Source organism: Clostridium sp. OF09-36 (genome assembly GCF_003481985.1).
GTDB lineage: Bacteria > Bacillota > Clostridia > Lachnospirales > Lachnospiraceae > Brotaphodocola.
The window spans coordinates 116,960-134,058 of the sequence record NZ_QUMD01000006.1 but is presented as its reverse complement, the minus strand read 5'-3'; the positions used below and the strand labels follow the sequence as shown (position 1 = coordinate 134,058).

14 protein-coding genes and 3 pseudogenes are annotated in these 17,099 nt (G+C 48.8%); 3 read left to right on the top strand and 14 right to left on the bottom strand.

From position 1 onward, the window contains the following. Positions 1-16: 16 nt before the first annotated feature. The 3 genes and pseudogenes from DXA97_RS07140 to DXA97_RS07130 all read right to left on the bottom strand — a co-directional run bounded on the left by DXA97_RS07140 (position 17) and on the right by DXA97_RS07130 (position 3,794). Entirely contained in the window at positions 17-1,159 is a 1,143-nt protein-coding gene (locus DXA97_RS07140) for an acyl-CoA dehydrogenase family protein (RefSeq protein WP_118586763.1), read from the bottom strand. A 34-nt stretch (positions 1,160-1,193) separates the two neighbouring features. Then, positions 1,194-2,428, bottom strand: a pseudogene (locus tag DXA97_RS07135) (CoA transferase). Positions 2,429-2,609: 181 nt separating this feature from the next. After that, positions 2,610-3,794, bottom strand: a complete 1,185-nt coding sequence (locus DXA97_RS07130; RefSeq protein WP_118542897.1) for an acyl-CoA dehydrogenase family protein — start codon at positions 3,792-3,794, stop codon at positions 2,610-2,612. A gap of 380 nt (positions 3,795-4,174) precedes the next feature. On the opposite strand from DXA97_RS07130, the gene DXA97_RS07125 reads away from it, so the two are divergent. Further along, complete coding sequence (locus tag DXA97_RS07125) at positions 4,175-4,579, top strand: PaaI family thioesterase (protein WP_118542896.1); 405 nt, start codon at positions 4,175-4,177, stop codon at positions 4,577-4,579. Positions 4,580-5,104: 525 nt separating this feature from the next. On the opposite strand, the pseudogene DXA97_RS07120 reads toward DXA97_RS07125, so the two are convergent. The 5 genes and pseudogenes from DXA97_RS07120 to DXA97_RS20105 form a co-directional block, all read right to left on the bottom strand. Continuing rightward, a pseudogene (locus tag DXA97_RS07120) lies at positions 5,105-5,862 on the bottom strand (tRNA threonylcarbamoyladenosine dehydratase). An 82-nt stretch (positions 5,863-5,944) separates the two neighbouring features. Then, entirely contained in the window at positions 5,945-6,268 is a 324-nt protein-coding gene (locus DXA97_RS07115; RefSeq protein WP_118542894.1) for an AzlD domain-containing protein, read from the bottom strand. 13 nt (positions 6,269-6,281) lie between these two features. Continuing rightward, entirely contained in the window at positions 6,282-7,049 is a 768-nt protein-coding gene (locus tag DXA97_RS07110) for an AzlC family ABC transporter permease (protein ID WP_118542933.1), read from the bottom strand. Between the two features lie 138 nt (positions 7,050-7,187). Further along, positions 7,188-7,373, bottom strand: coding sequence for a DUF401 family protein (locus tag DXA97_RS07105; RefSeq protein WP_207664503.1), 186 nt, complete (start codon positions 7,371-7,373; stop codon positions 7,188-7,190). After that, positions 7,361-7,621 carry a hypothetical protein gene (locus DXA97_RS20105; RefSeq protein WP_182431710.1) on the bottom strand — a complete coding sequence of 87 codons (261 nt, stop codon included), beginning with the start codon at positions 7,619-7,621 and terminating at the stop codon, positions 7,361-7,363. Before DXA97_RS20105 ends, DXA97_RS07105 begins: the two co-directional genes overlap by 13 nt. A 257-nt stretch (positions 7,622-7,878) precedes the next feature. Between DXA97_RS20105 and DXA97_RS07100 the strand changes: the two genes are divergently transcribed. Next, the gene (locus tag DXA97_RS07100; protein WP_118542892.1) at positions 7,879-8,436 is read left to right on the top strand and encodes a manganese efflux pump MntP family protein; all 558 of its coding nucleotides are present in this window, start codon (positions 7,879-7,881) and stop codon (positions 8,434-8,436) included. A 121-nt stretch (positions 8,437-8,557) separates the two neighbouring features. Continuing rightward, positions 8,558-9,953, top strand: a pseudogene (locus DXA97_RS07095) (sodium:alanine symporter family protein). 60 nt (positions 9,954-10,013) lie between these two features. On the opposite strand, the gene DXA97_RS07090 reads toward DXA97_RS07095, so the two are convergent. The 6 genes from DXA97_RS07090 to DXA97_RS07070 all read right to left on the bottom strand — a co-directional run bounded on the left by DXA97_RS07090 (position 10,014) and on the right by DXA97_RS07070 (position 17,090). Next, positions 10,014-10,829, bottom strand: coding sequence for a histidinol-phosphatase (locus DXA97_RS07090; RefSeq protein ID WP_118542890.1), 816 nt, complete (start codon positions 10,827-10,829; stop codon positions 10,014-10,016). Between the two features lie 50 nt (positions 10,830-10,879). After that, positions 10,880-12,517 carry a DUF3298 and DUF4163 domain-containing protein gene (locus DXA97_RS07085; protein WP_118542889.1) on the bottom strand — a complete coding sequence of 546 codons (1,638 nt, stop codon included), beginning with the start codon at positions 12,515-12,517 and terminating at the stop codon, positions 10,880-10,882. Positions 12,518-12,657: 140 nt separating this feature from the next. Continuing rightward, positions 12,658-13,332: a hypothetical protein gene (locus DXA97_RS07080; RefSeq protein WP_118542888.1), complete on the bottom strand. Its 675-nt coding sequence runs from the start codon at positions 13,330-13,332 to the stop codon at positions 12,658-12,660. Then, a complete protein-coding gene (locus DXA97_RS20100; RefSeq protein WP_154106745.1) occupies positions 13,316-13,477 on the bottom strand; it encodes a hypothetical protein in 162 nt (53 codons plus the stop codon). Before DXA97_RS20100 ends, DXA97_RS07080 begins: the two co-directional genes overlap by 17 nt. 36 nt (positions 13,478-13,513) lie before the next feature. Then, positions 13,514-14,290, bottom strand: coding sequence for an HAD family hydrolase (locus DXA97_RS07075; protein ID WP_118542887.1), 777 nt, complete (start codon positions 14,288-14,290; stop codon positions 13,514-13,516). Between the two features lie 517 nt (positions 14,291-14,807). Next, entirely contained in the window at positions 14,808-17,090 is a 2,283-nt protein-coding gene (locus DXA97_RS07070) for an NlpC/P60 family protein (protein ID WP_118719138.1), read from the bottom strand. Positions 17,091-17,099 lie beyond the last annotated feature (9 nt).

The following is a 17,099-nucleotide window of genomic DNA, read 5'->3' as shown; positions in this document are numbered from 1 at the left end:
CTCCTGTCAATTTTTCCTATTTGTATTCTTTATTTAATACGTTGGCGATGGTCAGTCTCTGCACCTGGTTTGCGCCCTCAAAGATCTGGAATACTTTGACATCGCGCATCAGCTTCTCAACCGGGTACTCTTTGCTGTAGCCGTATCCGCCGAAGATCTGGACTGCGTTGGAGGTAACTTCCTGCGCACAGTCGGAAACGAAGGTCTTACAGATGGAACCCTCTTTCTGAACCATGATGCCTGCATCCATCATCTTCATGGTATTGTTGACCAGGCATCTGGATGCCTCGATCTTGATCGCCATGTCAGCTAACATCTGCTGTACCATCTGGAATTTGATGATCGGGGTATTGAACTGTTTTCTCTCTTTTGCGTACTTCACGGACTCATCGAGTGCGCGCTGCATGATGCCGACTGCCAGGGTTGCCACGAATGCGCGTGATAAGTTCAGGGCGTTCATAGCCAGCTTAAATCCGCTGCCTTCCGGTCCTACCATTGCGGATGCCTTTACGCGGACATTCTCAAAGATCAGGTCGGTGGTGTTGGAGAGGCGCAGGCCCATCTTGTTCTCGTGAGCGCCTACGGTTACGCCAGGAGCGTCCGCATCAATGATGAAAGCGGAAATTCCTTTGTGTCCTGCTGCCGGGTTGGTCTTGAAGAAACCTACGAAAACGCTTGCTACAGCACCGTTGGTGATAAAGGTCTTGGTTCCGTTTAAGATGTACTCGTCGCCATCTTTGACTGCGGTCGCACGCATTGCTGCCGGATCGGAACCGGCGTTCGGCTCAGTCAGGGCGAAACCAGCAAATGCGCCCGGCGCTACTTTATCTGCGAAATACTGGCCCTGCTCCTTGGTGCCTGCCAGGATTACGTTTCTTAATGCTACGAAAGAAGTGACAAAGGTGATGGCATAACCGGCATCGACCTTAGCCAGTTCCTCGAAGATCATTGCGGTGGTCTCATAGCTTAAACCAGCTCCGCCGTACTCGGCCGGAACCTCCAGCATATGAAGTCCCATGTCAAATCCCCATTTATAAAGTTCTTTCGGACACTCGCCTTTTTCATCCGCATCTTTCACATAAGGCTTGATCTCGTTCTCTGCCATCTCTTTTACAAGAGCAATCAGCGCTTTCTGTTCCTCGGTGTACATTAAGCTCATATCTGTGTCACCTTCCCCTTTCTTATTTTTAAACCTATAATTTTTTCAGTTTTGTCTCGCCGGTTGCGGCTCCGGAAGCAATGGCTTCCTCGATCTCCTCGTTGCTGTAGCCCACATGCTTCATCAGCTCTACGGTGTGCGCGCCCTGGGATCCGCCGATCACATATTCCGGCTCGCCCATGCTGCCGAAGCGGATCGGGTTGGTCGGCATAAAGCGCTCGCCAGACGGATACGGGATCTTTGCCAGGATGTGGTTGGCTGCTGCCTGCTCATCCTTGTAAATATCCTCCGGCTCCATGCAGGCCTCACACGGCATGTCGTTCGCTTTCAGGCGCTCCATCAGTTCCTCTCTGGTAAACTTCGCGATCGCGCGGTCTAACGCTGCGACAACTTCCTGGTTCAGTCCGTTTGCGTTGATGCTCTCGCAGCGGCGGTACTTCTCTTTCGCTTCCTCCGTTAACATCTCCGGAGCGTCCAGAACGGTGAACATCTTCTCGTAGTCACGGTCATACTCCGGACAGCAGATGCATACCCATTTGCCATCGCTGGTACGGAATACATCATTGAACGGGTTTACGACCTCCGTACGGTTCTTCGGATACTGGTTGCCGTACTGTGCGGAGATCAGGCCGGTGCTGAGGGCATAGACAGCTGCGTGATGCAGGCTGACGGTTACTTTGTCGCCCTTGCCGGATTTTTCTCTTCCATATAAAGCAGCGCAGATACCGGAAGCCAGAGCCAGGGAAACCTGGAAATCACCAAAGCCGTTGGTCGGGATCATCGGCGCGTCACCGCGGTTTACCGTGGTTCCGAATACGCCGCCTCTTGCCATGTAACAGGTTACATCAAATCCTGCAGTATCTTTTTCCGGTCCGTTCTCGCCGTAACCTAATACCTGTGCGAAAACCAGACGCGGGAATTTTTCTTTTAAGGTGTCATAATCCAGACCCAGTTTCTTTAAAGATTTGGTTCTGGTATTGGTAACAAAGACATCTGCCTCCGCTAACAGGCGGTAGGCAATCTCAAGACCTTCGGGTCTTTTAAGTTCAGAGTAATAAATTTCTTATTTAAATTGGCTACATCAAAAGCCAGATTTTCTTCATCGTTATAAGGCATGTTAAACACTGCCCCCTGGGTTCTCGCCGGATCGCCTTTTGCGGATTCAATCTTCACGCAGTCAGCGCCCCACTCACCCAGTACACGCACCGTAGTCGGTGCTGCCAGATAAGTTGTCAGGTCTACAACCTTAATTCCTTCCAAAGGTTTCATATTATATTCCTCCATTTCGGTCCGGTCAGGTTCTCCTCCGGACCGGTATAAAGGGGAACAGGGCCCCAGGTCCAAGTAAGAACCTGATGACCCTGTTTTAGGCAATTCTATATTCTTTCTGGTTATCGTATGAGTGATTCCGCGTTTTCACGCGGTTTTGGAAACGTTTTGTTTTCCGAAATTACAGCACGTACTCCATATGAGCGCCGTGTTTGATGGTGTTTCTGGAAATGGTGATTCTCTGAACGGTCGGAGCGCCCTCCTCAAGCCACATTGCGCGGCAGTCGCGGTAGAGTCTCTCAACCGGGCCGTACTTGCAATCCTCGAAGTAGCCTACGCCGCCGAAGATCTCCAGCATCTCATCGCTGACTTTTCTGGTAGTATCGATACTGAACAGCTTACACATAGCAGCTTTCTCCTCGATGTACTCGCCAGTCGGGTTCTCCATGTAAGCCTTTGCGAAATCGTAAACCATGCAGCGCAGTGCGTGTACCATCATGGACATATCTGCGATCTTTACGCGGATAGCCTGACGGGTTCCGATCGGTTTGCCGAAGGTTACACGGTCATGAGCGTATGCTAAGGACAGCTCTAACATTCTCTGTGCCATACCCAGGTTACTTGCTGCGATATGAGCGCGGGATACGGATAAGGAGTGCATTGCGATCTCAAGTCCCTGTCCCTCACGGCCTAACAGATATTTCTTGTCGATGCGGCAGTTGGTGAATTTCAGATCGCCATGTCCTGCACCGCGGCAGCCCATCATGTGCGGCATGTTGATAACTTCGAATCCCGGTGCATCCATCGGTACGAAGAATGCGGACAGTCTGTCATCTTTGTCGGAATCCGGGTTGGTTACTGCAATCACATATGCGAACTCGCAGCAGTCGGTGTGGGAGATCAGAGTCTTTTCACCGTTTAATACATAGCTGTCGCCATCTTTTACTGCGGTAGTATGTAAGTCAGCGCCGGTACCGCCGGTAGCCTCAGTCAGTGCGAAGCAGGTGAACACTTCCTTGTTCTGGAACTTGGACATGTACTCTGCTTTCAGCTCCGGGCTGCCGTAATCATCGAGGATTCTCCAGTTCAGATCCATTGCGTAGTGCAGATGCATTCTCATTCCGCCCGGGCCTCTGGAGAACTCTTCCTGTACCTGTAAGATCTCAAGCTCGTTTAAGCCCCATCCGCCGTACTCTTCCGGTAAGGAACAACGGTATAAGTTGTTCTCGATTGCAAGATCGTAGAACTCCTGCGGGAATTTGTTGGTTACCTCGACTTCTTTCTGGATCTCTTCAAGTGGTCCCTCTGCCAGCTCGCGGATCTGCTTTAAGTAAGCCTGGAACTCTTCCTTTGTTAACTTGCTCATGTGATATCCTCCTTATATGAGTTGTTCATTTTGATTGTTTTCTTTTTATCTTATGTTGCGATTTCTTTAACAATCTTGATGACGTTATTATACTGTGTGGAACAGGAAATATCCAATCGGCTGTATCCGAATAAATACATCTGATTCATCGGAAAAAACTATTAATCGTTTTTTTGCTTGTAAATGGACTTTCCGGGTGCTATAGTCTAGCGTGTGAAGGTGTAAATAGCATTTTTGAAGCTATTTTTTCTGTTTTTAGTGTTATTTTTCTGATTTGTGCAGTTAATTTCGCTATTTTTAACGTCAGAAGATTTCACTCCTGCTTCTACAGTGTTTTTTATCTTACTTCAAATATTGTTTTTTAACGAATGGAGGATTTTATGATCACAAGACCGGAAATATTAGAAGGGATCCGGCGGCACATTCAGCCGATCCGGGGACAGGAAAATCTGAAGCTGCTGGAGATTGAGCCGGGACATGCCCGTCTTTCTATAGAAATAACAGAGGAATGTTTAAACCTGTACGGCAACGCGCACGGAGGGTTTCTCTTCTCCCTCTGCGACATTGCCGCCGGGATGTCTACCTATGCTTATGAGGTTGTAAACGTAACCCAATGCGCCGGGATCAATTTCGTGAAGGGAGTCAATTCCGGAACTGTGTATGTAGAAGCGAACGCCGTTCATAAAGGAAGAAAGACCGTGGTGACACGCGTGGATATTACAGACGCGAGCGGAGAAGTGCTCGTGACGGGAAACTTTACGATGTTTCTGGGAAAGGAAATATAATACCAAAAGGTCCGAAAGAAGGCAGACCGGCATACTGCTACGCATAAATATCGATCCACTGCGTTCGGACGCTGCAAGCTGACAGTTGTTTGTGGATAGTCGGACTAATCGTCCGCCTCCCTCAAACACCAGTCGCTGCAGAGCCGGACACAGCGGTCGTATTTCTGCTTCACAGTATGCCGGTCTGCCTTCTTTCTACTATACTGGTTATTCCACAATTATAAATCACACAACCAGAACAGTACTAATAAAAACTAAAGCGTTTATCACAACAATTATGGCTTTATCAATACAGTTCTGGCTGTGTTTTATTTATCTCGCAGCGAAGCCAATACAGTAGAAGGCGGTCGGTGCGGTATCCTGCGTAGCATAAAGACAGGTATGACGTTTTCGGGAGGCGGACGATCAGTCCGAACTATCCGTAAACGGCTGTCAGCTACATCGTCCGACCACAATACCTGTCTTTTGCGTAGCGGGATACCGCACCGACCGCCTTCAGACCTATATTAATTTCGCCCTTAATTTTTATTTCGCTTTTACGAGGTCTTTGATAACTTCTGACGCAATGATGAGTCCTACTACGGACGGAACGAATGCGTTGGAGCCTGGGATGTCCCGGCGTTCAGTGCACTTGTGGGCTGCTCCCGGCGGCAGATGCAGTGATTGCGGCAGCTGATGGACATATCTTCGATCGGTCTGGTCGGCTGCTCCTTGGAGTAAACCACTTTTAACTTCTTCACGCCACGCTTCTTTAACTCCCGGCGCATAACCTTTGCCAGCGGGCATACGGAAGTTTTGTAGATGTCTGCCACCTCAAACATAGCCGGGTTTAACTTGTTTCCGGCACCCATGCTGCTGATGATCGGCACTTTTTTCTCCTGCGCTTCTATTACAAGCTGAAGCTTTGCGGTTACGGTATCGACTGCGTCAATCACGTAGGAATACTGGGAAAAATCAAAATCATCTTTCGTTTCCGGCAGGTAAAAGCACTTATGGGTGGTTACTTTGCAGTCCGGATTGATATCGTGGATGCGCTCTTCCATCACGTCTACTTTGTATTTTCCAACGGTCTTTCTGGTTGCGATGATCTGACGGTTTAAGTTCGTCAGGCATACCTTGTCGTCGTCGATTAAGTCAATGGCTCCAACGCCGCTTCGCACCAGCGCCTCCACCGCATAGCCGCCTACACCGCCTACGCCAAACACGGCTACTCTGGACTGCGCCAGGCGCTCCATCGCCTCTTTTCCAAATAATAATTCTGTTCTTGAAAACTGATTTAACATCGTATCTACCTTTCTTTTGTTACATATCCCTGCTCTGTTCAGGACAGCCAACGCTGCTGTCCTGTGCTGCCCGGTCCGTGACTCAGGCAAGGTGCACCAGCACCATATACACCACAGTCCCTACGGTAATGCTCAGAATGGAACTTTTTTTCCAGATATGGACTGCTGCCGTCACCGCCACGCCCGCAAACAGGATCAGATTATCCTGCAGGGCAGATGCCGGGACACTCTTTAAGCAGTATACCACAAGAGTTGCCATAATTGCCATAGGAAATACATTTCCCAGATACTCGATTCGTTTCGGAAGTTCTCTTTTATTCAGCAGTAGGAACGGAAGCGCCCGCAGGCCGAATGTCAGCACTGCCGGAACCAGGATTGATAACAAAATATGCCATGGTCTCATCATTTTCTCCCCCTTCTCATACAGATTTTCCGGAAATCGTTTTTCCGATAGCAGCTTTTCCAGAAACAGGCTTTGTGGAAATCGTTTTCCCAGAAACCGCCTCTTCCATTTTCCTTTTTCCTGGTGTAAAAATCAGCAGAAATGCCGTTGTCACCATCAGAGACGGCAGCATAAACCGCGATGCCCCAAAGGCCAGAAGAAATACCACTGCGCTGATCCCGCCGATCACTGCAGGCGCATGATTCCCGCTCTTTCTCCACTGATCGATCAGAATGGTAACAAATAATGCTGTCATGCAGAAATCCACACCCTCAAAATCGAACGGGATGATCTGCCCCAGCAGCGCGCCGACCAGAGTTCCAATGAGCCAGTAGGCACGGCTGAGCCACGCAATATCAAACATCACCTGATGATGGTCCAGTTCTTTCGGATACTCCAGGGAACAGTACAGCGCGTAAGTCTCATCCGTCAGGGAAAAGATCATGTACGGATAGCACTTTCCCATACTTTTGAACTCTTTTAAGAACGTGACTCCATAAAACATATGGCGGCAGTTCATGGCCAGCGCCGTAAACGCAATCGTGGCAATGCCCGCCCCCGCAGAAAGGAACGATACGATGACAAACTGAAACGCACCGGTATAGACCGTGAGACTGACCAGATAAGCCCAGTAAAAGGGAAATCCGGCCTGGTTCATCATGATTCCGAATGCCATGCTTAAAAATAAATAACTGAACATGATCGGAATGGTCTTTCCCAGTGCGTATTTCAATTCTCGGTTCATCGGCAGGTTCCTCATCTTTCATTCTCTTGCAATACTTCTGTTCTGCGTGGTTCTTCCGGCATTCACCCGAAACCCCCACGTTTTTACAGGTATTTGAACGAAATTATAAAGCAATTCACCTACCATGTCAATATGTGTTTATAGGATCAAACTCAGTACGTTATAATAAATCGTCATAAACAGAATAAAGGTGATCGATGCCGGCAATGTTTTTTTCACCAGGTCACCAAGCGTTACATGAAAATAATCTGATGCCACCACCAGGCACACATGGGTCGGTGAAATCTGACTGGCTGCATGAGCCACGCACATCAGATATACCATAAGCGGCGCTCCTCCCGGGATTCCAGAATTCTCTGTAAAAATGTAATGAGATACAGCGATAACAGCACAGAAAACGAGGACCATGTTGTAAGCGTTTTCAAGGTCCGCTGTACAATTTCCATCGGCGGAATCCGATAGAACAAAATGGTTGCGAGAAGTCCGCCCAGAATCGCCTGGTATAACGGCCTCTTACACGCCAGCAAAATAATAATTACCGCAAATACAATCCCAAGATACACAATCTGCATGAAGGTTCCTCCTGTTTCGTAACTGTATCAGTGATCTGATTCCTTCATATTAACGGATCTGCTCCTGTTTTGAAATATACCAGCAAATTTGTAAGTCACTATCAATTTTCATAGTGAAAACGAAGCATGCCACCGGCTTTTTCTCCCGCCCCATAATGCTGACTGCGATTGATGCTGTCTGTAACCTGATTTACGTTTTCTGCTTGTAAAATCCCGCATTTCTTCATATACTTAATAGAATATACGGAGGTATCCTTATGTCTCTCATTGAACTTTTTCTTCTTGCTGTCGGACTGTCTATGGACGCGTTTGCCGTTTCTGTGTGCAAAGGACTTTCCATGCAGACGATGCGTCTCAAACACGCGTTTGTCATCGGTCTCTATTTCGGCGGTTTTCAGGCACTTATGCCATGGCTTGGCTACCTGCTTGGCATCCGCTTTCAGGGTGCCATCAAAACCTATGACCACTGGATTGCGTTCATCCTGCTTGGCATCATTGGCTTTAACATGGTCAAAGAATCCCTGGAACAGGACACCGAATCCTGCGACGCGTCTGTGGATGTGAGGACCATGCTGCTGCTCGCCATCGCAACAAGCATCGACGCGCTGGCGGTCGGCGTCACCTTCGCATTTCTGGAAGTACGGATTTTTCCGGCAATTGCCTTTATCGGATGCACCACCTTTTTTATTTCCGTGATCGGAGTCAAGGTCGGCACCGCGTTTGGAGCACGCTACAAATCCAGGGCAGAACGGACCGGCGGCATCATTCTGATTCTGATCGGCTTCAAAATCCTCATGGAGCACCTGTTCTTCTAAAAGAGCCGGTGCTTTTTTTCACTTTATTTTTTTCGTTTCTCAGCACAGACCGCGTTTTTTGTGTACATTTCTTCTATATTATGGTATGATTTTTTTATTCTGACAAAAGAAAGGTATCCCTATGTTAAACACGATCGAATCCATTAATAATGTGATCAACAACTTCATCTGGGGAGTTCCTGCCATGATCTGTATCATTGGTGTTGGCCTTTACTTAAGCTTTGGCCTGCGCTTTCTGCAGATCCGCAAATTCCCTTATGCCATCCGTGTGACCATCGGACGCATTTTCCGCAAACGCGATGCTTCCGACGGTGCCATGACTCCGTTCCAGGCAGTCTGCACAGCTCTGGCTGCTACCGTTGGAACCGGAAACATTGCCGGTGTCGCAGGCGCGATCGCCATTGGCGGCCCGGGTGCCGTCTTCTGGATGTGGGTTTCCGCGGCTCTTGGCATGTGCACCAAATTCGCTGAGGTGACACTCGCTGTCCACTTCCGTGAGAGAAACAAAAACGGAGATCTGGTCGGCGGACCGATGTACTACATCAAGAATGGTCTCGGACCAAAATGGAACTGGCTTGCTGTTCTGTTTTCCACTTTCGGTGTTCTGACCGTATTCGGAACCGGAAACGCAACCCAGGTTAACACCATCACCACTGCAATCAACTCTGCGTTAGAGAACTACCAGCTCATCAACGACCAGACAAAGCCGGTTGTCTGCCTTGTGATCGGCATCATTCTTGCCTTTCTGGTAGGCCTTGTGCTTCTTGGCGGCGTTAAGCGTATCGGAAACGTGGCTGAGAAACTGGTTCCGTTCATGGCGCTTCTCTACATCCTGCTTGCTCTCGGCGTGGTACTGCTCCACGCAAGCCGCATCCCGCTCGTGTTCTCCATGATCTTTGAGGGCGCGTTCAACCCGCAGGCGGTAACCGGAGGCATCATCGGAAGCTTCTTCACAAGTATGAAGCGCGGCGTATCCCGCGGCATCTTCTCCAACGAGGCCGGTCTTGGTACCGGATCCATCGCCCATGCCTGCGCAGATACCAAAAAACCGGTCAAGCAGGGCTTCTTCGGTATCTTTGAGGTGTTCACCGATACCATCGTCATCTGTACGCTGACTGCTCTGGTTATCCTGTGCAGCGGCGTTCCGGTAACCTACGGACAGGCTGCCGGCGCAGAACTGACCATCTCCGGCTTTACCTCCACCTACGGAAGCTGGGTATCCATCTTCACCGCAGTGTCCATGTGCTGCTTCGCCTTCTCCACCATTATCGGATGGGGTCTTTACGGCGCGCGGTGTATTGAGTTCATCTTCGATGAGAAGGTCATCAACATTCATGGTAGCTTACTCCCTGGTTGCGATCTTAGGCGCGACCGTAGATCTGGGACTGTTATGGAGCATCGCGGATACCTTCAATGGACTGATGGCGATCCCGAACCTGATTGGTGTGTTCCTGCTGTCCGGAACAGTATTTAAACTGACAAAAGAATATTTTGAAACGGAAGGCAAGAATGCCTAGCTGAAATAAAAACGAGAGCAGATTCTATCGATCATATCAAATAGAATCTGCTCTTATTTTTTATTCTAACGGAATCTCCTGAAATCCTTGTGGAGTTAATACCGTTACCTTGCGGAAGCCGCAGTCATAGGCAAGTTTCTGAGCCTGATCGAAGGCGTAGGCGATGGTGTCTGCGCTGTGGCTGTCGGAATTGATTATGATGCGACCGCCCATGGCGTGAAGTTCTTTTAACAGAACCGGGTTCGGGTACGGCGCGGTGCGGTAGCCGCGGGACATGGCTCCGGTGTTGATTTCAAACGGGAGTCCCTGGCTGTTTAACTTTTTCATGGCAGCGAGCGCTGGTTCGAGGTAGGCATCTTTCGTTTCATTGAAATGCTTATAGCCCTCATTGAATTTGGTGAGCAGGTCAAAATGGCCGACCCAGTCGCAGTGAAGTTTATCGTAAACCGTTGCTTCCAGCTCATAGTAATCTCTCGCGAACGCATACCAGTCGCCGTTCCAGAGTGTTTCCACCGCACAGACCAGCTTTTCCTCCGTATCATCCACCGTTACCAGATGCCCGTCTTTTAAGACACTGTGCGTGGATCCGATGGCGTATTCCGCCTGCTGCACCGGTCCCAGCGTGTCGAGTTCAATCCCGATATAAAGATTGATTTTTCCGGCATACTCTTCCCGCAGTGCTTCGAGTTCCTGCTTATACGCGGCAAGCGCCTCATCGGACATGCCAAACCCCGGTTCCCACATGGAATAATCCGCATGGCCGGAAATCCCAAGATCCGTCAGTCCCATGCGGTACGCCGCCTCCACCATCTGGCGCGGTGTGCTCTTTCCGTCACAGTAAGTTGTGTGTGTATGAAAATCTGCGCGTAATTTCATCGTATTCTCTGTCCTTTCGCTCTTTTTTGTTACGGTGCGCCTTTCCTCCTCTATCCGGCATAAGGAATCTGTTCAAAACAGTCGTACTCACTGACACCGTTAATCTTCCACTCCCATTCGCCATCCCCTTTTCGTACCGGGATCCGGCAGGTGCGTCCATCATCCAGCTCTGCTTCCACGAAGCTCATGCCATCCGTACCGGTAATGGTAAAGGAACTGCCAGACGGAATGGTTTCCGGTTTTTCCGCGTTTTTCTCCACTACCGTCACCTCAAGATCGCGGGTAGATACCAGCACGATCGGATTTTCCCGGCTGACCGGGCCAAGACGGAAGAGCGTGCCATCGCTTGCAGGTACGCCATCCTCTCCCACATGGTAGATCCGGTATGCGCTGTAGGTTCCAAGAACATCTTCCCAATCCCACAAAATGAAATGCTCCGGGTCCGTGATCGGAGAATCATACCACGCACGGCCGCAGTATGTCAGATAGACCGGCGTTCCGGTGCTCAGGTCAAAAAGATTCAGATAGCGGATGTCATTATCGTCCTGATGCTGCAGATACAGATACGTTTTCCCTTCTTCCGTATGAAGGATACAGCCTTCCGAGGAATAGCCGCCGGAAGCGCCGTAATCCTGCTCCATCAGGAAAGCGGTACTGTAAGAAGTATCACCGCAGGTCACCGTGATGGCTCCTCCGTTTCCATATTCATCGCGATCCACCGTATAGCTCACAGATTCTTTTTTTCCGTCGCCATCCACATCCACGTCTGCGGTTCCATTCTCCGGAAGTTCTTTTACATAGGAGGTTTTCTGTGTGCCATACTGCTGTTTTACCAGTCCTTCCGCAAAAGGAATTTCTACGCTGACTGGTCCTGCCGCATATGGCGCAATGTCATACTGGTTAAACCAGATGGTTACCCCTTCGTCGGTAAGGAACCAGCGTATCGAACTGTAATCCGCGTTTTCACCGTAAAACATGGCTTTTACAGTGTCCTCATACCCTTCAAAAAACATATCCGGGTCGTTCTCTTCCGGCAGTTTTGTGCAGACATAATCATAAATTCCATCGTAATCAGCCGCAATATCCTCCAGAGACAATTCTTCTCCCGTTTTTGTATCATACGTGATTCCTGTGATATAAGTATATGGATGCGCGCCGCCAAGCCAGGTATATTCCGTCTGCATCAGGCAGAGAACCCTTTCAGCTGCCCGGACCGCCGTTACGGTGAGTTCCGACTCCCAGCCATTGTTTTCCATCATCTCCGGATTGGTCTGGTACATCATGCGGGCATCTTCCCGGTTCTCCTCCAGAAATGCCTTCTGTGCATCCAGATTCTTCTGATTCAGCGCATCCAGGGATTTCTGCAATTCCGGGTGGTTCTCATCCAGAAGATGCACCTGAGATGTTTTCACGGAAATCAGGGATTTTCCATCCTCCCACTCTCCGTCGTACTCTGCCGGAATCTCTAAGAGGATTGTCCCGGAAGTTTCGTTCTGTCTGTCAGATTCTGACTCCGGCACTTCCTCTGCATCCGTCCCGGATTCCGGTTCCTGCGCAGCCGGATCCGCATCATGATTCCGTTCCTCGCCGGAGATCCGCTCCACACTCGCTGCTTTTTTTCCGCATCCTCCTGCCATGCAGGATGCCGCCATCACCGCTGCCGCCATCATCAATATCTGTTTTTTCATACTCTGATCTCCTCCATTTCCAATAGATATCTTTCTGTGTAAGACTGCCGCCAAACAGATTCATACAGAAAATGCCCTGCCGCAATCATCGCTTGCGCACAGGACATTTCATTCTGTTTTCCGGTCAAATCCGTTCCCTTCTATCTCGCGAACAATACCAGCTTCTGTGCCTGGTTCTCGGCATTGCTCCAGACAAGCAGGTTACTGCCCTGTGCCACATCTTCCAGGGAAACAATCTGTCTGGTCAGGTATGGCATGATGCGGCAGTCTGCTGCTACCGCGTACTCTGTACCTGCAGTGGAAACCAGCTTCCAGTTTCCGTCCGCGTCTGCTGTCATGGATTTTACAGTGATGTACTCCGGCGCTTTCATATCCGCCGGAATCTTTGCAATAAGGACCTCACCGCTTGTCTGCGGCGGCAGGCTCATGGTCATGGCCGGTCCGATGTAGGCGTATACGGTATCGCCTTCCTGAAGATCTTTTAAGTCAACCGGATAGCCGTTCTCCCCATCGAGGATCAGCGTATCACCGGAAATCTGTACAATGACATCGCCCTCGATCATGCTGCCGGACGGGCAGTTTAAGTCAATGCTGCTTCCATTCACACTCGTAATGCTGCCCCAGATCGGTGCCTGCGCGCTCTCCTCCTGGCTTCCTGCTGTTCCTGGTCCCGGCTGTTCTGCTTCGGCCTGCGCCGTGCTGCTTCCTGCAACAATGGTCGGGGACTGCGCCGCGCAGGCAGTGATCACGCCTGCTGCTGTCAGCAGTGCAGCCATGCCGATCGCGGTAATGGTTTTATTATTTTTCTTTCTCATAGAATCTATCTCCTGCAGGCACATTCTTATATCTTTCCTTATCATTCTCCCGGGCGAAAGGAAAATGTGTAACACGGATGATCGCCTTATCGCCAGGTTCCAGCCTTGCAAGCGGCTGATCGCTTTCATACTTTATATTTTTCATTCTTTTCCTCTACGATGCTGTCAAAATCATATATTATCAAATCAGACTATGTTTCACACAATAGCGGTACACTCCGTCTTCAGCCACATGGTCACAGGTATCTGCTGCCACTGCTTTCAGGTCATCGGATGCATTCTCCATGGCAACGCCCATATCTACCGCCTGGAACATTTCAATGTCGTTGTTTCCATCCCCAAAAGCCATGGCCTGTGACCGGTCAATGCCATAATACTCCAGCATCTTCGAAATGCCGGTTCCTTTTCCTCCGCCTGCCGGGATGATATCCACCGCGCGATCCCACCAGGACGTAATCTTAGCTTCTTGGGTATTCTGCAGCACCTGCGCATATTCTTCCTTGCGACAGGCCATTAAAAGCTGATAGACCTCTCCTCTGGAGACTTCATCAAACTCATCTGAAATCGTGACCTTCTGGTTTCCAAACGCATAGTACTCCTCCAGATCTGGATCCGTTCCATTGGAAATGAGCCTGTCCTTTGTTGCCACCGACAACGCCCGCTCCATGGAAGCCGCATTCTGTATGATTGTCTGAACATCTTCCAGAGACATTGGATTGCTGTAAATCGTTTTGCTGCCCTCATAGCAGTAACATCCGTTATAGGTCAGGTATGCATCAAATTCTACACCCTCAAACTTTGGCACTGCAAGAGGAGATCTTCCTGTGGCGATGCAGATACGGATGCCGTTTGCCCTTAGTTTCAACAAAGCTTCACGGGTTTTCGGTGAAAGATCTTTTTTCCCAAAATCCAGAAGCGTGCCGTCTATATCAAAAAAGATGATTGCCGGTCTGTTCATGTAATTTCCTCTTTTTTGCTTTATATGATTTCTGCTCTTATTATTTGATATACGATCAAAATCTTCCTTTAATGACCTGGTTTCTTCTAAAATAAGCACAGTTCATCCCCTCTATCAGTCCTGCTCCAGGAAAGATCAGCAGCGCAAACATAACTGTCATGGCTATCAGAATTTTAATGATTGCAGATCTCCCTTACCATTACTTTTTTATAAATCGCTCATATATGTATAATGCAATAATGATTGCGGGGGTGTATACAAAGACATTTGCAATAGCTTGAATAATTACTCCACCAAGATAAGTCAATATAAAACCTGATGTCATTCTTATCACCTCTCCTGTTTTTATAATTTCCGAGTATCTCTTTCGTTAAATAGCCTGTCTCAATGATTGCATTACTACATAAATGACAAATTCTTTTTATACAACAATTATATCATATACTCATTAATAATGTCATAAAAAGCATGGCTTTCATGAATGTTTAAGAATATTTACAAGACCCTAAATTTATTATTACGGCAATTCCCAATCACCTATGCTCAGCTCAAAATTCCCGCTATAAATAATAGGATTTCCCATTACTGCCCTTTGATTATACGCCTCATAACGGCTCAGTGCTTCAGTTCCACCCGGCATATACTTTGCCAGTGTATGAAACCGGTCAAAATTATAATACCGCGTGAGTGCAGCCGGTATCCCCTCATAGCGTTCGTTCTGATAGGTTTCAGCGATCCCGTTTATCTCACCTCCTGAATAAGTATATGCCAGGTCAGAATAGCCGGAAGAAACGCTGCGAAGCAGGCTGTTCGGATAATACCAGGTATATCTTCCACTGGTTGTGTCCGGGTCTCCGTAAATTTCGGTCTTATGCGGCAGGCTCTGGCAAGTTGCAAAATCATAATCGGATTTTTCGTCTGTCATCACATTAAAAGCATAATCATATTTCATCGCGATCTGATCAAATGCCGCATCCACATCTTTTACCGTGATCTCCCAGTCCCATACTCCCTCTGTTTCCCTGCGGTCTTCTCTTCCCATGGATGCCAGAATGGAATACATATAGAGCATCTGCCAGTCCAGCCGGAGCATACACTCCGTATCTTCGTTGCTGACCAGTATCTGCTTACTCACATATTCCTCAGCATCTTCATACCAACTTCCTTCTTCATCTTCATGCTCGATCTGGTACTCCCGTAATCCGTATACGGTGATAGAGCGTTGCAACATATACTGGGTCTCATAGTCATATGCTTTCTGCAGCAGGTACAGAAGCGTATCCCGGTCTATCTTTAAAATCCGGTAATCGCTCTCGGTCAAAACCACATCGTTTTTGATGGCATTCAACATCATGGCATTGGAAACACCGCCTGCTGCCGCACTCGTATTAAGTGAACCAATAAATGCACCGTCATAGTTTCCATCCAGGCCGCCCAGATGTGTGGCCCCATTCATAAATGCAAAGCAGGCCGCCAGCTGCTCCGTTTCCCAGCGGTTTCTCTGGGAAGGGTGCCGCCTCGCCTCTGCCTCATATATTTTGCTAAGCCATTCCCGCTCATCAATCCCTGGAGAATATGTACTCGTTGCGGACCGTAAACCATTCTTTGTATTATCCTTACTGACGGTTGCTCCGTTTCGGATGGCCAGGGACCAAATAGTACCCCGAAGGGCCGGGCTGTATTCTTTTATATTGATGCCATAATTGGATAGCATTCCACGCTGCGCCGGCAGATAATAAGCCTCGTAGGCAGTCCGGCTCTGCAGCCCTGCAAATTCATCCGGATAGTTCATATAAGCGGCGTGCCATGCATTAATCAGGGATGCACGGTTGGAATATAACGGCGGGTTTATCATACTCGGCTTTGTATCCGTCTCCTTTCGGTAGCCACTTTCAATGGAAGACATATCAATAAACTGCTGGAACGCTCCATAGTGCGCCTGATTATAGGAAACGCAAAATTTCAGGAAATCCACCAGGGAATACCCGATATCGAACTGGTAGCAGCCATATGCATATCCGCCATCGCTTCCTGCCAGGTTAAACCGTTCCCTTCCGGACTCAAATACCGTCCAGCCGGTCCAAACCGTCCCGCCCGGCACCTGCATGACGATCCCATTATCAGGCCCATACCCGGACGAATCCGCCAAAAAAGCATCATCCGAGGAATCATCGGCACTTTCATCAAGCAAATTTAGATAAGGCCGGAAAAAATATACCTGCCTTGCCGACCGGTAGCCGGTATTGGCCAATGGTTCATACACCGTGCCATATTTTTCCCCCTTTGCATGGATCACCTGTCCATTTCCCGCATACATCATCATGTGATTACCAGATGGCCGCCCATACCAGATCACATCTCCGGGCTGAAGATCCGCTTCTTCTATAAACTGTTTGTTCTTCGTCGCAAAATCCTTCCACCCAACCGTTGTCATGCACCACTGTGCTCCCATGATAGCCTTTAAGTCAAAGCCGGCCTCCTGGTAGCAACGTGCAACCATGGAAGAACAGTCCCAGGATCCCTCCAGAGTTCTCTTTGCCTGGCTGTAAGACCAGTTCAAACGTGATCGCGCTATCGCAACTGCCCGTTCCCCGATCTTATTATAGGAAGAGATGTCTCCATAAGCCCAGGAATCATTTCCCGTGTTGAACTCCATATTAAACAGACTTTTAAGTGCATATTTCATGTGGTACACCGAGGCAATACCTATTCCAACCGTTCCTAATGCAACAAGCATCACACTGATTATCACAAGCCACTTTAATTTTTTTATCATTCGTCCGAATATCCGTTTTTTCATAACCGTCTC

What these genes read in the sequence shown, in the direction of transcription:
- DXA97_RS07110 (WP_118542933.1), bottom strand. Translation starts at nt 7,049, where the DNA reads ATGAACCGAGAATTGAAATACGCACTGGGAAAGACCATTCCGATCATG.
- DXA97_RS07115 (WP_118542894.1), bottom strand. Translation starts at nt 6,268, where the DNA reads ATGATGAGACCATGGCATATTTTGTTATCAATCCTGGTTCCGGCAGTG.
- DXA97_RS07070 (WP_118719138.1), bottom strand. Translation starts at nt 17,090, where the DNA reads ATGAAAAAACGGATATTCGGACGAATGATAAAAAAATTAAAGTGGCTT.
- DXA97_RS07080 (WP_118542888.1), bottom strand. Translation starts at nt 13,332, where the DNA reads ATGAGAAAGAAAAATAATAAAACCATTACCGCGATCGGCATGGCTGCA.
- DXA97_RS07125 (WP_118542896.1), top strand. Translation starts at nt 4,175, where the DNA reads ATGATCACAAGACCGGAAATATTAGAAGGGATCCGGCGGCACATTCAG.
- DXA97_RS20105 (WP_182431710.1), bottom strand. Translation starts at nt 7,621, where the DNA reads ATGCAGATTGTGTATCTTGGGATTGTATTTGCGGTAATTATTATTTTG.
- DXA97_RS07075 (WP_118542887.1), bottom strand. Translation starts at nt 14,290, where the DNA reads ATGAACAGACCGGCAATCATCTTTTTTGATATAGACGGCACGCTTCTG.
- DXA97_RS07105 (WP_207664503.1), bottom strand. Translation starts at nt 7,373, where the DNA reads ATGGTATATCTGATGTGCGTGGCTCATGCAGCCAGTCAGATTTCACCG.
- DXA97_RS07130 (WP_118542897.1), bottom strand. Translation starts at nt 3,794, where the DNA reads ATGAGCAAGTTAACAAAGGAAGAGTTCCAGGCTTACTTAAAGCAGATC.
- DXA97_RS07090 (WP_118542890.1), bottom strand. Translation starts at nt 10,829, where the DNA reads ATGAAATTACGCGCAGATTTTCATACACACACAACTTACTGTGACGGA.
- DXA97_RS07100 (WP_118542892.1), top strand. Translation starts at nt 7,879, where the DNA reads ATGTCTCTCATTGAACTTTTTCTTCTTGCTGTCGGACTGTCTATGGAC.
- DXA97_RS07140 (WP_118586763.1), bottom strand. Translation starts at nt 1,159, where the DNA reads ATGAGCTTAATGTACACCGAGGAACAGAAAGCGCTGATTGCTCTTGTA.
- DXA97_RS20100 (WP_154106745.1), bottom strand. Translation starts at nt 13,477, where the DNA reads ATGAAAAATATAAAGTATGAAAGCGATCAGCCGCTTGCAAGGCTGGAA.
- DXA97_RS07085 (WP_118542889.1), bottom strand. Translation starts at nt 12,517, where the DNA reads ATGAAAAAACAGATATTGATGATGGCGGCAGCGGTGATGGCGGCATCC.